Annotated in this window: 7 protein-coding genes and 2 pseudogenes; 7 read left to right on the top strand and 2 right to left on the bottom strand. The window is 66.8% G+C overall.

Features of this window, described 5'->3' with window-relative positions; genetic code table 11:
* Positions 1 to 8: 8 nt before the first annotated feature.
* Both SSP29_RS44625 and SSP29_RS57655 read right to left on the bottom strand, forming a co-directional pair.
* Entirely contained in the window at positions 9 to 1,946 is a 1,938-nt protein-coding gene (locus SSP29_RS44625; RefSeq protein WP_089106713.1) for an amylo-alpha-1,6-glucosidase, read from the bottom strand.
* Positions 1,947 to 2,010: 64 nt separating this feature from the next.
* Positions 2,011 to 3,513, bottom strand: coding sequence for an MGH1-like glycoside hydrolase domain-containing protein (locus SSP29_RS57655; protein ID WP_245883534.1), 1,503 nt, complete (start codon positions 3,511 to 3,513; stop codon positions 2,011 to 2,013).
* Between the two features lie 120 nt (positions 3,514 to 3,633).
* Between SSP29_RS57655 and SSP29_RS44615 the strand changes: the two genes are divergently transcribed.
* The 7 genes and pseudogenes from SSP29_RS44615 to SSP29_RS44585 all read left to right on the top strand — a co-directional run.
* A complete protein-coding gene (locus SSP29_RS44615) occupies positions 3,634 to 4,854 on the top strand; it encodes an ROK family transcriptional regulator (protein WP_150136137.1) in 1,221 nt (406 codons plus the stop codon).
* Positions 4,855 to 5,332: 478 nt separating this feature from the next.
* Positions 5,333 to 8,053: a pyruvate, phosphate dikinase gene (gene ppdK, locus SSP29_RS44610; protein WP_089106711.1), complete on the top strand. Its 2,721-nt coding sequence runs from the start codon at positions 5,333 to 5,335 to the stop codon at positions 8,051 to 8,053.
* Positions 8,054 to 8,462: 409 nt separating this feature from the next.
* Positions 8,463 to 9,584: a DUF5677 domain-containing protein gene (locus tag SSP29_RS52705; RefSeq protein ID WP_145969035.1), complete on the top strand. Its 1,122-nt coding sequence runs from the start codon at positions 8,463 to 8,465 to the stop codon at positions 9,582 to 9,584.
* Positions 9,585 to 10,365: 781 nt separating this feature from the next.
* On the top strand, positions 10,366 to 11,742 hold the full coding sequence (locus tag SSP29_RS52700; RefSeq protein WP_145969034.1) for a PIN domain-containing protein: 1,377 nt from the start codon (positions 10,366 to 10,368) through the stop codon (positions 11,740 to 11,742).
* A gap of 130 nt (positions 11,743 to 11,872) precedes the next feature.
* A pseudogene (locus tag SSP29_RS44600) lies at positions 11,873 to 12,318 on the top strand (winged helix-turn-helix domain-containing protein).
* Positions 12,319 to 12,329: 11 nt separating this feature from the next.
* Positions 12,330 to 12,470 (top strand): annotated as a pseudogene (locus SSP29_RS60605) (phosphohydrolase); the annotation flags it as partial.
* Between the two features lie 946 nt (positions 12,471 to 13,416).
* Positions 13,417 to 15,992, top strand: a 2,576-nt coding sequence (locus tag SSP29_RS44585) for an NACHT domain-containing protein (protein ID WP_145969033.1), incomplete at its 3' end; no start/stop codon positions are given.

The following is a 15,992-nucleotide window of genomic DNA, read 5'->3' as shown; positions in this document are numbered from 1 at the left end:
AGTGCCCCCTACGCCCCGCCCACGGCAGTGAGCAGCGCCAGCGGAGCCGCCGCCGACCGAGACTCCCGCACGCACGCATGCGGATACGGCACCGGCTCCGGATGCGAGTCCCTGCCGTACCCGGCCAGCACCTCCGGCAACCGGTGGCCCCCGGCCGTCGCCGCGTCCACCAGCCCGTGCGCCACGGCCCGCGCCTCGTCGTGCAGCCCGTACCGGGCCAGCCCCAGCGCGATCAGCGCGTTGTCGTGCGGCCACACCGATCCGCGGTGGTACGACAGCGGGTGGTACGCCGCCTGCCCCGCGGCCAGCGTCCGTACCCCCCACCCCGAGAAGAAGTCCGGCTCCAGCAACCGCCGCCCGACCACCTCCCCGTACTCCTTGTCCAGCAGCCCGGACCACAGCAGGTGCCCGGCGTCCGAGGCGAGCGCGTCGACCTGCCGCCCCTCCCCGTCAAGGGCCAGCGCGGGGAAAGCGGCCTCCCGCATCCAGAAGTCCTGCTGGAACCGGTCCCGCAGATCACCGGCGGCCTGTTCGAGCAGCGCCGCGTACGTCTCGTCGGCCCACACCGTCCGCGCCAGCCACGCCGTCCGGCGCAGCGCGTCGTACGCGTACCCCTGCGCCCCCGCGGCCGTCACGGTCCCCAGCGGCCGGCTGCCGTCGGCGGAGCAGATCGCGCCGGGGGAGTCCTTCCAGTTCTGGTTGGCGAGGCCGCCCTTGTCCGCGCGGTAGACGAGGTAGCCGCGCGAGGTCAGCCCGCCGTGGTCGAGCATCCAGCCGACGGCCGCGCGCGCGTTGCGCTCCAGCCGCCGGGCCATCGCCGCGTCCCCGGTCTGGTCGACATACGCGCCCAGCAGGATCAGGAACAGCGGTGTCGCGTCGACCGATCCGTAGTAGCGCCCGTACGGCACCTGCCCGAAGTGGGCCAGCTCGCCGTGCCGTACCTCGTGGACGATCTTCCCCGGCTGGGCCACGGAGTGCGCGCCGGTCTCGGTGGCCTGGGTGGCGGCGAGCGCGGGGAGGGTGGCGGCGGCCAGGTGCGGGCGGTAGGGCAGGGCGAAGAGGGAGGTGAGGAGGGCGTCGCGGCCGAGCAGGGTGAGGAACCAAGGGGCCCCGGCCGCCGGGACCTTGAGCTCCTCGCCGTCCGGGCCGGTGGCCGGCACCTGGAGGGTGGCGAGGTCGGAGAGACCGCGGGCGCAGGCCGCCGCCAGCTCCGGCCAGCCCGTCGGGAAAGCCACGCCCTCCACGAACTCGCCCTCCAGGGACAGGAGTTGTTCGTTCAGGGCGGCCGGGTCGCGGGGCACCCGCAGGGCCCGCCGGTCGCCGTGCGGGCGTGCCATCACCCGGACCAGCAACTCGGCGGTGCCGTGCGGTTCCAGCTCCAGCGTCCACACCATCCGCCGGGCGCCGGTCCCGGTCTCCTCCACGCCGTCGGGGGCCGGCTCGGCGGTGATCGTCGTGCAGGACCGCCACTCGCCCCGGCGGTAGCCGAACTCCAGCCCGTCGTCGAGGACATGGCGGGAGCGGACGGCGCCGGCCTTGGTGTAGGTGCGGTGGTCGGCGCGGAGCTCGAACTGGTCGGTGAAGTCGGCGTCGGCGGTGATCGCGAGCCGGATCGTGGTCGGCACCGGGCGGTTGCTGGTGACCCGCAGGGACTCGACGAACGAGCCGTCGCCGACGGCCTGTTCACGGAAGAGCGTGTGCGCGGGCGGTTCCTGGCGGCCGCCGCGCGGGACCAGCACACAGCGCGTGCCGTCCCCGTCGCCGACCGGGGTGAGCGCCTCGGGCAGCGCGCCGTCGACCGTCAGCTGCCAGCGGCTGAGGTGCCGGGCGTCCCGCACGAATAACCCGTCCGGGGAACCGCCGCCCCTCACGCCGCTGATGTCGCCACGGTCGTCCACGGCCGCGAACGTCGCGCCGTGCACGAGCAGATGATGCCGGTCCGTCATTCCCGGTCCCCTCCTTTGTCCATCGGATCGAACGTGAGGTGTCCACCGAGGACACCCAGTTTTGTCAGCTCTTGTCCAGATTTTGACGTTCGTTGTGTGGCTCTTCGTGCAGTGCGCCGTGCGATGCGGCGTTCCGCTGGTGGTGCAGGTCCAGCGCGAGCGCCGCCGTCCAGCCGAACCCGGTCGCGCCGCACGCCGCCCCGGTGAACGGGTCGACGTACTCGGCGAAATCGCTCGCATCGGCCGTCCGTACGACCGCCTCGGCGAGCGCGTCCGCCCGCTCCCGCTCGCCGTGCTCGCGCAGCCCCCGCTCCAGCAGCCAGCCGGTGTTGAACCAGGCGGGCCCGCGCCAGTAGCGGTGCGGGTCGAAGGCCTCGCCGAGCAGGTCGTAACTGGGCACCAGGCGGGTGCCGGTGCCGAAGTGCGGGCCGTCCAGCGTGCGGACGAGCGCGGCGGCGATCTCCCGCGGCAGCTCGGGCAGGAGCAGCGGGACCAGCCCGGAGACCCCGCGCTCGGGGATCAGCGCGCCGCCCGCGCCGCCCTGGCCGTCCTCGCCGTCCGCGCCGCCCCGCAGGTCCCGGCAGAGGAAGATCTCCTTCTCCGGGTCCCACAGCCGGTCCACCAGCGCCGCCGTGAGCCGCTCCGCCCGGGTGTGCCGGGCGGTGCCGGTCGCGCCCAGCTCTTCCGCGATCCGGGCGAGGGCGTGCTCGGAGGCGATGAGCAGCGCGTTGAAGGCGGGGTCCTCGACGGCGAAGTCCCTGGTCCGGTCGGTGTATCCGGCGTCCCGGTAGTCGGCCGCCAGCCGCACGTACCGCCCGTAGTCCAGGTCCGTCGGCCGGTCCTCGGCGGCGCCGTGGTCCAGGTCGGCCCGGCGGAAGGAACGCGCCGGGGCCGGGATGACCCGGGCCAGGGGGGCGTCCCAGCAGGGGCTGTTGTCCATGCCCTGCTCCCAGGGGTGGACGACGGACGCCAGACCGCCGCCGCCCAGGTCGCGCCGGTGCAGCAGATAGCGGTGCCAGGCGGCGAGCCGCGGGTAGACACCGGTCAGGAAGCCCCGTGCACGCGACAGGCCCGGGTCGGCGAGGTGCACCAGCCAGGCCGCCAGCGCGTGCACCGGTGGCTGCACGATCCCGGAGGTCTGTACGGTGCGCGGGGCGCCCGCAGCGCGCCCCGCGGTCGAGGAGCGCCAGAAGTCGGGGCTCGGGAAGTACGCGTCGAGGGGCACGGAGGGGTTGAACACGATGTGCGGAATCCGCCCGTCGCCCCACTGGGCGGCCAGCAGCGTCTCCAGCTCCGTCTGCGCGCGCAGTGGCGAGAGGTGCCTGAGGCCGATCGCGATGAACGCCGAGTCCCAGGACCACTGGTGCGGATACAGGCCCCGGGAGGGCACGGTGGAGCTGCCGGTCCAGTTGTCTTCGAGCACCCGTGCGGCTCTGACGTGCAGGGACCTTCCTCCGGCCGCGACGGTGGCGGCGGCGGGGCCGGTGCCGACGGCGCGGGCGGACGGCGGATCGTATGCAATACCGCGATCGAGCGCATGGGTGGTGAGCTGGGCAGTGCGATCCACTCGGGGCTCCCCGAAGACGTCCGGCCGGCCGGGTTTGGCAGTGGCTACCGTAGGGTTACGTCTATTTAACACGCAAAACTCAATATGTAATGCAAGCTTGAGAAACACAAGGGGGTGCGCATGACCGGACGTCCGGGGAGGACCGGCAAGGGCGGCGGGCAGGCGAGCGCCGGCGATCTGCTCGAACTGGTGCGCAACGGGCGGGCCGTGACGCGCGGAGCGCTCCAGCAGGCCACCGGCCTCTCCCGCGCGACCGTCGGCCACCGCCTGGACCGACTGTTCCGCGCGGGCTGGCTGCGCGAGGGCGCCGGCGGCCCGGTCGACTCCCCGCTGGGCGGACGCCCCTCCATCACCCTCGAATTCGACGACTCCCACGCGGTCGTCCTCGCCGCCGACCTGGAGACCCGCCACGCCCGCGCCGCCGTGCTCTCGCTCACCGGCGAACTCCTCGCCGAGCACTCGGGCACGCTGGTCATCCAGGACGGCCCGGACGCCGTGCTGGCCGAACTCGGCCGCTGGTTCGCCGAGTTGCTGGAGAAGGCGGGCCACCGCGCGACGGAGGTGTGCGGGATCGGCCTCGCGGTGCCGGGCCCGGTCGACACCGACACCGGCCGGGTGGTCCAGCCGCCGATCATGCCGGGCTGGGACGGCTACGACATACGGGGCCGGCTGGCCAGGGCGTTCACCGAGCACACGGGCGCGCCGGCCGTCCCGGTCCTGGTGGACAACGACGCGAACCTGCTGGCGTACGGCGAGCAGCGCACGGGGTACCCGGACTGCTCGGCGTTCGTCCTCGTGAAGGTCTCGACGGGTATCGGCGCCGGGGTCGTGGTGGACGGCGCCATCTACCGGGGCGTCGACGGCGGCGCCGGGGACATCGGCCACATACGGGTGGGCGCGGAGGCGCAGTGCCGGTGCGGTTCGTACGGCTGCCTCGCCGCCGTCGCGAGCGGCGGTGCCGTGGCTCGGCGGCTGGCGGAGGCCGGGGTGCCGGCGGCGTCGGGGTCGGACGTGCGCGACCTGCTCGCCTCGGGCCACCCGGAGGCGGCCGCCCTGGCGCGGGAGGCCGGCCGGCTGGTCGGCGACGTGCTGGCGACGGTCGTGACCCTGCTCAACCCGGGCGTCCTGATGATCGCGGGCGACCTGGCCGGCACCCCGTTCCTCACCGGCGTCCGCGAACTGCTCTACCAGCGGGCGCTGCCCCGCTCCACCGCTCATCTGGACGTCGTGACGTCACGGCTGGGGGAGCGGGCCGGGCTGATCGGGGCCGGTGCGCTGGTCGTGGAGCACCTGTACGCGCCGGAGCGGGCGGAGGAGCGGTTGCTGGCGCTGGGTGTGTGACCGGCGCGTTTCCGGCGCCGGGTGTGTGACCGGCGCGTTTCCGGCGCCGGGTGTGTGACCGGCGCGTTTCCGGCGGGTTCTGGTGTCCGCGCCCGCGTCCGCATGGTGAACTCGGGCGGTCTGTGGCAGCGTGATTCTCGCCACCCTTGATAAGGGTTGCGCTCAGATGAGCGGATCATGGGCGACTGCACTTCTCCAAGGGGTGGCACTGGGTGCCACCCCTTGATCGTTCATCGATCGAAATCAGACGTGCAGGATGTCCGCTCACCTGAGCGGAAAGGTGTGGTGCTGAGCGGTCTTGCGTTCAAGAAGTGAAAACACCGACCGGTCTTCGCTTGCCAAGCTTTGACTTTCGATCCGGTGGCGGACGACTGGTTACGGGCGCATGACACGCAAGTAGACGTACCCAGGCGCCTTCGATCTGGGTATGTTCCTGGCCGTCAGGGCAGCCACCGAGTCCTCGAGGGAGTCGAGACCCGTGTCGGAAAACAAAGATCCCCATGGTGTGAAGTTCGTTTACGACTTCACCGAGGGAAACAAGGACCTCAAGGACCTCCTGGGTGGCAAGGGCGCGAACCTCGCCGAGATGACCAACCTGGGGCTCCCCGTTCCCCCCGGCTTCACCATCACGACGGAAGCCTGCAAGGTCTACCTCGCCAGCGGCGAGGAGCCGGTGGCACTGCGTGACGAGGTGAGTGCGCACCTCGAAGCCCTCGAAGAGCGGATGGGCAAGAAGCTCGGCCAGGCCGACAACCCGCTCCTGGTCTCGGTCCGCTCCGGCGCCAAGTTCTCCATGCCCGGCATGATGGACACGGTCCTGAACATCGGCCTCTCCGACAAGTCGGTACAGGGCCTCGCCAAGCAGGCCGGCGACGACCGCTTCGCCTGGGACTCCTACCGGCGCCTCATCCAGATGTTCGGCAAGACGGTCCTCGGCGTGGACGGCGAGCTCTTCGAGGAGGCCCTGGACGCGGCGAAGGAGGCCAAGAAGGTCACCGTCGACACCGACCTGGAGGCCGCCGACCTCAAGAAGCTGGTCACCAGGTTCAAGAAGATCGTCAAGACCGAGGCCGGCCGGGACTTCCCGCAGGACCCGCGCGAGCAGATGGACCTCGCGATCCGCGCGGTCTTCGACTCCTGGAACACCGACCGCGCCAAGCTCTACCGCCGCCAGGAGCGCATCCCCGGCGACCTCGGCACGGCCGTCAACGTCTGCTCGATGGTCTTCGGCAACCTCGGCCCCGACTCCGGCACCGGCGTCGCCTTCACCCGCGACCCCGCCTCCGGCCACCAGGGCGTCTACGGCGACTACCTCCAGAACGCCCAGGGCGAGGACGTGGTCGCGGGCATCCGCAACACGGTCCCGCTCGCCGAGCTGGAGAACATCGACAAGAAGTCGTACGACCAGCTGATGCAGATCATGGAGACGCTGGAGAACCACTACAAGGACCTCTGCGACATCGAGTTCACGATCGAGCGCGGTCAGCTGTGGATGCTCCAGACCCGCGTCGGCAAGCGCACGGCGGGCGCGGCCTTCCGGATCGCGACCCAGCTGGTCGACCAGGGCCTGATCGACGAGACCGAGGCCCTCCAGCGCGTCACGGGCGCCCAGCTCGCCCAGCTGATGTTCCCCCGCTTCGACGAGCAGGCGAAGGCCCAGCAGGTCGGCCGTGGCATCGCGGCCTCGCCGGGCGCGGCGGTCGGCAAGGCGGTCTTCGACTCGTACACCGCCGTCAAGTGGTCCCGCTCGGGCGAGAAGGTCATCCTGGTCCGCCGCGAGACGAACCCGGACGACCTGGACGGCATGATCGCCGCCGAGGGCATCCTCACCTCCCGGGGCGGCAAGACCTCCCACGCGGCCGTCGTCGCCCGCGGCATGGGCAAGACGTGCGTGTGCGGCGCGGAGGAGCTGGAGGTCGACACCAAGCGCCGCCGGATGACGGTCCCCGGCGGCCATGTGGTCGAGGAGGGCGACGTCATCTCCATCGACGGCTCGTCGGGCAAGGTCTACCTGGGCGAGGTACCCGTCGTACCCTCCCCGGTCGTCGAGTACTTCGAGGGCCGCATGCACGCGGGCGCCCAGGACGCCGGCGAGCTGGTCGAGGCGGTCCACCGCATCATGGCGTTCGCGGACCGCAAGCGCCGGCTGCGGGTGCGCGCCAACGCCGACAACGCCGAGGACGCGCTGCGCGCCCGTCGCTTCGGCGCCCAGGGCATCGGCCTGTGCCGCACCGAGCACATGTTCCTCGGTGACCGCCGCGAACTGGTGGAACACCTGATCCTGGCGGACACGGAGGAGGACCGAGAGGAGTCCTTGCGGGCCCTCCTCCCCCTCCAGAAGCAGGACTTCGTCGAACTCCTCTCGGCGATGGACGGCCTCCCGGTGACGGTCCGTCTCCTGGACCCCCCGCTGCACGAGTTCCTCCCGGACATCACGGAACTCTCGGTCCGGGTGGCCCTCGCCGAGTCCCGCCAGGAGCCCCACGAGAACGAACTCCGCCTCCTCCAGGCCGTTCACCGCCTGCACGAGCAGAACCCGATGCTGGGTCTGCGCGGCGTACGCCTGGGCCTGGTCATCCCCGGCCTGTTCACGATGCAGGTCCGCGCGATCGCCGAGGCCGCCGCGGAACGCAAGAACGCGAAGGGCGACCCGCGTGCGGAGATCATGATCCCGCTGGTCGGCACGGTCCAGGAGCTGGAGATCGTCCGCGAGGAGGCCGACCAGGTCATCGCGGAGGTGGAGGCGGCGACCGGCACCAGCCTCAAACTGTCGATCGGCACGATGATCGAACTCCCGCGGGCGGCCCTGACGGCCGGCCAGATCGCCGAGGCGGCGGAGTTCTTCTCCTTCGGCACGAACGACCTGACCCAGACGGTCTGGGGCTTCAGCCGCGACGACGTCGAGGCGAGCTTCTTCACCGCATACCTGGAGAAGGGCATCTTCGGCGTCTCCCCCTTCGAGACGATCGACCGGGACGGCGTCGGCTCCCTGGTGGCGGCAGCGGCGAAGGCCGGCCGTGCCACCCGCCCGGACCTGAAACTGGGCGTCTGCGGCGAACACGGCGGCGACCCGGAGTCGGTCCACTTCTTCCACGAGGTAGGCCTGGACTACGTCTCCTGCAGCCCGTTCCGCATCCCGGTGGCCCGCCTGGAGGCGGGCCGCGCGGCGACCCAGTCGGCGGGCAGCGACCACCGCTGAGGCGCTTGAGGCGCTTGAGGCGCTGCCTTCGAACCCCGGGTCCGCCGTCCGTCCCCGACCCTCAAGACCGATGGACGGCGGCCCCGGCACGCAAGAAGAGGGGCGGCACCCTGTGCGGGGGTGCCGCCCCTTCGTGCGTGATTTGCGGGGACTGTCAAGTTACGTCGCTGACCAGGCAAAACGGCGTTGGTTGACGTTGAGCCCGCGTGACGCCGTTGTGCCCTCCCTGGGCGATTGAGTCTCGTCATGCGCCGGCATCGCAGAGGCCCCGCCCCGTTGCCTCCAACACGCTTTTCAGCCTCCCGCATGGCTGTGCGGGAGCGTCCGTTTGAGTGCGCCCCGGAAAATCAATACTCAGCCGAGAAATGATCATATAAGGTGCGGTCCAGCTAACACTGGAGGGGCCCGCATGTTCCGAAAATTCAAGCGCTCACGTTCAGTTGGTAAGCAGCCCTTGACGGATCAGCTTGCAGACGCGGTATTGGAGCAGATTCGGAAAGGATTCGACCCCGAACGGGTCGATGAACTGATCGCAAAGGCGGTGCCTGAGTTTATCGATGAGATGGCCCCTATGCTGGCTGGGCGTATCAAGAAGGATAAAAGAACACTCCGCGCGAACAGGCGGGCAGAGAGAGGTTTTGATCGAAGGCTCGCCAAGCAGTGGGGGAAAGCTCTAGATCTCTATCAGATCACCCTATTTATGTGTATCGAATTGGGGGAAGGTGCAGCCCGTCGTGACGGTGAACACCTGACACCGACTGAGCAAAACATCCTAGAAGCGCTTACGGGCCTTCATGTAACTGCCTGTCGGGTGGCTGGCGAAGTTCTGACCCTTCTCTCGCACGGTCACCCCAGGGGGGCCTTGGCGCGTTGTCGAACACTGCATGAGACGGCTGTTATCGCGGGTCTGATCGCGGAATCGGCCACAGACGCGGTTCACTGTGACTTGGCTGAGCGCTTCCTTGACCACGAGATCGTCGGCCGCAGACGTGATGCTCTTCAGTTCCAGAAGGATCACATTGTCTTGGGGGAAGAGCCGCTCGAACAGGAATTTCTGGACGAGATTGAGCGTCGATATGACGAAGTAATCACCAAGTATGGAGCGGACTTCAAGAGGGAATACGGTTGGGCTAAGAAATTTTCACCCAATGACAACTTCAGAGAGTTGGAGGAGAAGGCATCTCTGAGCCATGTGCGACCTTACTATCAATGGGCGAGTAGTGAGGTGCACTGCGGGGCCCGTGGGCTGAGCCATAACTTCATCGAATATCGAGGAATCACTGTTCGTGACGTCGGTAAGACGAACATTGGACTTATTGATCCGGCGAGCATGGCTCTTAGCTCCCTTCTGCAGACCACATTCGCCTTGGCGGCTGTCAAGATTTCCGATGGCGTGGACATGGATGCCATTCTCCACATGCGAGCCATCCAGGAAATAATGTCGGCGTGCATCGATGTGCTATTTGAGGCGCAAGAGGGTATTGACCGAGCGGAGCGAAAGATCCTCAAGGGGATGCAAAAGAACAGATGAGACGTCAAGTCGGCCAGCAGCAACGCCTCCAAGGGTTGCTCTGGCCAGCCCGGGAATGGCCCGGTGATCGACGGTCGTCCTCAGGCCTCCTGGCGCCTGTGCATATTCGGTAGCACCTTTCATCTCCGCGGAGAGTCTGGCGTGATCTGAGGCTTCGCTGCGTCTCGGGCGGGGGAGGCAGAAAAGATCCGCAGGAAGGGCCGGGGGAAAGGAAGGGATACCGATGCCGAACCAGAGCGTGTACGGGAGCTAAGCGGAGAGCAAAGCAGAAGCGGCGGCGGGCCGCACGGGCGACGAGTACCGAACCGACGCCATTGGGGAGGGTGTGGCGGCGATCGCCTACGCTCTGCTCGATGGCGTCGCCGCGATACGCGAGAACACTGAGGCCCGACAGTAGTAGCGGCGACGGGCACCTGTATGCGTGCAGGGGCCCGGCTTGCGAGTGCCGCTCCGCCTGGGTTGCAAGGACCGGTACATGACCCGTTTTGCAGGTTTATCTGTGCTGGTCAGGGGCTGATCCGGACGCGTTCGAGGGCGTTCAAGCCCGTACGGATGTTGGGATCACTGCGGCTCAGTGAACGAGTCCGGACGGCCGCGTGCGGGAATGAACGAAACGGGAACTGAGACGGGCGGAGCCAGCTTGACGCGGGGGCTGCCGGGGAAGGGGAGGCCGGCCGTTGCGTAGAACGGGCTGTGGGCCTTGGGCGTTCCGTTAGGGAACCGAGCATAGAAACTCGATGATCTGGGGCCATGGCAACCTCATATCTCGTACTCTGATCCAGTGACGGACGCAGAGGCACATGACACTTCCGAGACCAACGGCTCAGAGGGCAGGAGCATCTTTGATGGCTTCTCTGGATATGTGACGCCAACTCATGAAGACTGGCAGAACGTGTTGAGCAACGGCATGGTCGTTGTGGACACGAATGTACTTCTGAATCTGTACCGGTATAACCAAGATGCCCGGACGTCGCTGCTGGATACCCTGGATAAGTTCGGCGTACGTCTGTGGGTCCCAAATCAGGTGATGGTTGAATTCTGGCGTAATCGCGAGAATGCGCTGGAAGATCCGGAAAGGCAGCTGCAGCAGTCTATTGCTGCACTGAGGTCGAATTTGGAGAAAGCTACCTCGGATTTTCGCGGCTGGGTTAATCGAGTGTCGCTGGACCGTGCAAGTGCGACGATCCTTGAATCCGTCCTTGAGAATGCATTTGATGAAGTAATTGGCTCCATGGAGCGTGTCGTTGATAGTAGTGGATTGGAAATGGAGCGTGACACATCTAAGGATAAGGTTCTTTCCGCACTGGCCTCTCTACTGAAAGGCAAGGTGGGATCTCCGCTTAATGTCGGCACGTACGCGAAGTGTGTCATTGACGGCAAGCAGCGGCTCGATGATCAGATCCCGCCGGGATATAAAGATAAGAAGAAAGAAGCACGTGGGGATGATTTCGAAGTCGGGGATTATCTGGTGTGGTTCCAATTGATGCAGGAGGCGAAGGATAGGGCAAGGAATGTCCTTCTGGTCACTGGAGACGTCAAGGAAGATTGGTGGCGCATCCGGAATCGCATGACCATTGGGCCGCGCAACGAGTTGGCGGAAGAGCTTCTGCGTGAAGCGGGCGTGCGTCTGTATATGCTGAAGCCGGATAGGCTCTTGGTTCTGGCGCGAGAATTCCTTAAGGTTACGGTTAGTGAAGACTCGGTGCAGAACGTTGAACTGGTTGACGCTCAGTCGACATCGGAGTCCTCTGATGATTCTGTAGACGGCTGGTACCTAAGCTCTCTTGTTGAGGTTCTTCGGAAACTGCGTACCCAAGCGCAGGTGCAGGAAGCAACCATTAAACGCGCAGTTGAGAATGGTGGCTATGTGAGCCGCGAAGAGATCTATGAGATTGGTGGCTATGAACCTGGGAGAATGCTGAAGGGATTCACTCGTCCCGTGACGAGGATATCGCTGGAGGTTGCCGCAGACTTTGGTCTATCTAGGTTTCACCCCGATCTGTTGACCCCTGTGTATGCGGAGATGAAAGCGGGATTTGGCTGGGTGGATGGATTCCGTGTGGACGCCGGTATTCATGACCCGCTGGAGAAAGCATGGATATTGTTGGATATGTCGGACAGAGAGGAACCGTCGGGAGATTCATCCGGCGCGTCCTAGAGGGCGGTGGCCTACGAGCCGTCCTAACGGCCTCTCGCCGGGTCAGGCATGCCGACAGTCGCGCTCTTCGGGTGGCAATGGCCGTGGGCCCCTTGGTGAGTAGTGATGGAGAAACGCGAGAGGAGCCGAAGTGTCGGAGGCCAGTCCGCACGAACCTGCCTAGTCATTGCGGAGACGTTGCGAGACGCGATTCAGGCGGAGCAAGGTAGCGACGCCTTGCCGTCAGAGGCCGACCTGATGGACAAGCACCGCGTCTCCCGGAACACGATCCGCTGTGCGCTCAAGGCTCTCGAAGCTGACGGGGTTGTCGAGTCTGCCCCCGGGATCGGCTGGCGCGTGGTCCGGGGAGGTGACCGACGGTCGCTCGCGGAGCGCATGACGGACGTGATCGAAGAAGACTCGCTCTCGGTCGGGGACCCGTACCCGTCGGAAGCGAAGCTGTGTGAGCGGTTCAGCGCGTCGCGGACCGCCGTGCGCCGCGTCTTAGCCCAAATGGAGGGAAACGGCCTTCTTGCGACTGTGCATGGCAAGGGACGGACCGTGCGTGCTCTCCCGGCCTGCACCGCCCGGCCGTAGTCTTGGCCGTCATGGGACTGACTGAGTGGGCGTACAAGCTCTCGGAATCGCTGCTCGCCGATCCGCTTCCGCGCCGGTGGGCGCACTCGCTTGGGGTCGCCAAGCGCGCTCGCTCCCTGAGCCCGATCCTGAGGGACGACGCGGAACTGTTGGGGCTGATGCAGGTTCGGGGGGCCGCATGGCTGGCCTGCGGACAGTGTGGTTGACGGCTGGGCGCGCGGACCCACAAAGCCGAACTTCCCGGCCGCCGGCGGCCTGAAGCCAGCGGGCATTGCCCTTCCGGCATGAATGTCATGGATTGCCGCGGCCGCGGCTGGACCATCCGGCTGGAGATCATCTGAGAGGGGCGGCTTAGCTTGATCGATCACGCCGGCACACCGGCATGACGACGTCAGCTGAGTCGCAGCGTGCGGTGATGCGTCAAGAGGAGGACGCACAGAGAAGTGCTCCTCATCATCCCCACGCTTCTTTTCCACCTGGCAAAGTGAGCACCTGACAGGCTGACAGGCCAGGGACAGCCACGGGGGGGAATGTGGACATGGTGGCCGCTGTAGGGTGCGGCGCGGCGGGTGGTTGCGTGGTCGCTGTCGTCTCCCTCTTCGCCAACGTGACGGACTGGCAGGCCGCCTGCCGCGAGAATCTACGCCGAGGAACCGAACAACCCCAGCTGCAGCAGTACGTACAGCCTGGCCCCGACGGCATCGTTCTGGTTCTTCGCGCTCTCCTCGGCGCCTTCGCCGGATGGGTCTTCCACAATCAGGTCACGGGGGTTTCTGCGGCAATCGCGGTCGGTGCAGCTGCACCCGCGCTGTTCCAGCAGTGGGGTGCTTCCCGGAGTGTCCAAGAAGCCGTCCAGGGACCGGATCCTGGTGCACCACCGGCTGGCCCAGCGCCGACGGCCGCCAACGCCGTTGTCTCATTCACCGCGCCAACCTCGACTTCAGTGTCGTCCTCACCGTCCACTTCGCCTGCAAACGGCGAGGGTACGGCAGTTCCTGCCCCGCAGTTGCGCATGCATTCGCAGCCCGTGCACCCCACTGCTCCAGATGAAGCGTCCCGGACTTCCCCCTCTCAGGCACCGTTGGGTGAGGACGCATCATGACTGCGCGCGATCTGGTCAAGGGTGTGTGGGCCTCATTCACGAATGCACCGCGACGCCATCAGGATGCGCCGCCCCCGAGGGGAAGGGTCGGCTACTCATGGCCACGCCTGGTGCTTGCATCATTCCTGGGGGTCCGTCTGCCCGAGCGAACTCTGCCTCCGCCCTCCTCTGCTGACGGCCCGGCAACTCCGGCAGAGATCTCGGCCACTGAGGGCAGCGCAACTGGGCCGAACACATCCAACATTTCAGGCCCGGCGCCCCGAAGCCCCGAACCGCCAGCCAAGCCGCACCAGGAACGCAAGCGCGCTAACTTCCGAGACATTCCCCCTCACGCCACTCCGTCCCTCCGACCCGACCATCGACAAAACCCGCCGAAACTGGCCTCTGCGCACGAGAAGTACCCTCTGGAGGCGCACACAGAAGATGGAACGCTCGTTGTTGCCGGCGTAGTCAACGAGGTCAACGAGGTCAACATCAACATCGGCTCATATCCGCAGGATGGACTCGGCCGGAATTTCGATGGACTCGGCCAGGTCGTCGATGCACTCGGTGGGGCTGCCGATGAACTCGGCATGGCGGTCGATGAACTCGGCACGGCGGTCGATGAACTCGCCAGGTCTGTCGATGGACTCGGTAGGACTGCCGACGAACTTGCCGAAGCGATCCAGAAACGTTGGGGGGGAGGGGAAAGGCGACGTGGGCTCGGTGCACCGATCCCGATGCTGCACGTGCGTTGGACGACGGCGTTGGACGGTGTTACGACAGGCGATCCGAATCTGATCTCGTCCGACTTGTCTCCCCGGACCTTGGACGGCCGTCTGGAAGATATCACCGAGATCTACAAAACGATCCCTTCTGGGCGGCTTGTAGTGCTGGGCGCAGTTGGCTCGGGGAAGACCGTCCTGGCCATGCGCTTTGTACTAGATCTACTGAAGAATCGCAGGCCCGGCGCACCCGTTCCGGAGATCTTCAGTCTGGGCTCGTGGAACCCCAAGGTCGAGACGTTGGAGCACTGGCTGAGCAGCCAGCTGAGCCGTGTCATGTCCGGTCTGGACCGGGTCACCGCCGACGGGACGACACTCACAGAAAAGCTGGTCGGGATCGGCCGGATCCTGCCTGTCCTGGACGGGTTCGACGAAATCGCCCAGGACCTTCAGGGCGCCGCATGGATGGAACTCTCCCGCACCGCCCTGCCATGGGTCCTGACGAGCCGTACCGACGTGTACCGCAGGGCGATGGCGGATACCGGAGGTCTGCAGCATGCCGCCGTGATCGAGCTCGCCCCTCTCACCCCGGACGAAGCGGTGGAGTATCTGCGGTTGCGGAGCAGCCGGCACGACGCACCCGCCTGGAACCTGGTGCAGGCCGAGATACAGGGCAACCCCGAGGGCCCGCTGGGCCTGGCACTGTCCACGCCGCTGATGGTCGACCTGGCCGCGATCGTCCACGGTGAGCAGGGGACGAGCGGGGTCGACGAGGCGGCGCGCGGACCGAAGAGGCTACTGACGGCCACACGCTTCGACACCCGCGAGGCGATCGAGGACGACCTGCTAGGTGCTTTCCTTCCCGTCGTCTACCGGGACAGGCCCGAGAAGGACCGGGCGCAGGCCCAACGCTGGCTCGGATACCTCGCCGATCACCTGCACCGGATCGGCACGCGCGATGATCTGGCCTGGTGGGAGCTGGGCGCGTCGATGAGCCTCCGGGCGCGCACCGCCGTCATCTCGTTCTTGTCGGGGCTGTTCTTTGCGCTTGCCAGCGCGATCGGGAGCACTCTCGTGGACCTGATCGCCACATCGCACGGACTCGGGTTCGCGATCCAGCACGGCTTGGTCGTGGGACTGCTCCACGGGCTCGTGACCGGACTGGCCTTCGGATTGCTCTACCGGCGTATCGCCTATAACTACCTGCTGAGACCGTTTCCAGTAGGGGTCCGTCTGTTCGGCCGCTCCAGGCAGCATGGCGGACGGTTGGCCCAAAAGGTCGTGATCGGAAGCCTTGTGGGGTTCGTGGTCGCGCTTGTCATCGTGCTCGTCGACAGGCTTGTCGCGCCGTCACTGGGACTCGACGACGGGCTCAAGGTCGGACTGCTGTCCGCGATCGTGTTCCCGCTCGTAGTCGGCCTCGGGGCGGGGCTCGCGGGCGGGCTTATGGCCTGGCTGGAAACTCCCATCGACGTCATGAGCGCCGTCAGTTACACCGACCTCCTGCGAGCGAACCGCGCATACGTGATCTCCTCTCTCTCCATTTGGGCGCTGACGCTTGGACTGGTCGCGGGTTTGGCGAGCAGCTTCACCGAAACTCCCCTCCGCAGTATCCAGCTCGGGGTCGCGTTCGCCGTAGAAGGCGGCTTCGGCGCCGGGATCGGCTACGGGCTCTGCCTGACCGCCTGGGGCCAGTGGGTGGCCTTCGCCCGCATCTGGCTCCCGTTGACGGGACGCCTGCCCTGGAGATTGATCACTTTCCTGGAGGACGCTCGCCAGCGCGGCGTGCTCCGAAAGTCGGGCGCCATGTACCAGTTCCGCCACCGTCGACTCCGAGATCACCTTGCCGATACCTTCCAGGCAGGCCG

Origin of the sequence: Streptomyces hyaluromycini, from assembly GCF_002217755.1 — a bacterium.
Classification (GTDB): domain Bacteria; phylum Actinomycetota; class Actinomycetes; order Streptomycetales; family Streptomycetaceae; genus Streptomyces; species Streptomyces hyaluromycini.
Note: the sequence above shows the minus strand (reverse complement) of the source record. Positions and strands in the feature narration are given on the sequence as shown.

What these genes read in the sequence shown, in the direction of transcription:
- SSP29_RS44625 (WP_089106713.1), bottom strand. Translation starts at nt 1,946, where the DNA reads ATGACGGACCGGCATCATCTGCTCGTGCACGGCGCGACGTTCGCGGCC.
- SSP29_RS44615 (WP_150136137.1), top strand. Translation starts at nt 3,634, where the DNA reads ATGACCGGACGTCCGGGGAGGACCGGCAAGGGCGGCGGGCAGGCGAGC.
- SSP29_RS52705 (WP_145969035.1), top strand. Translation starts at nt 8,463, where the DNA reads ATGTTCCGAAAATTCAAGCGCTCACGTTCAGTTGGTAAGCAGCCCTTG.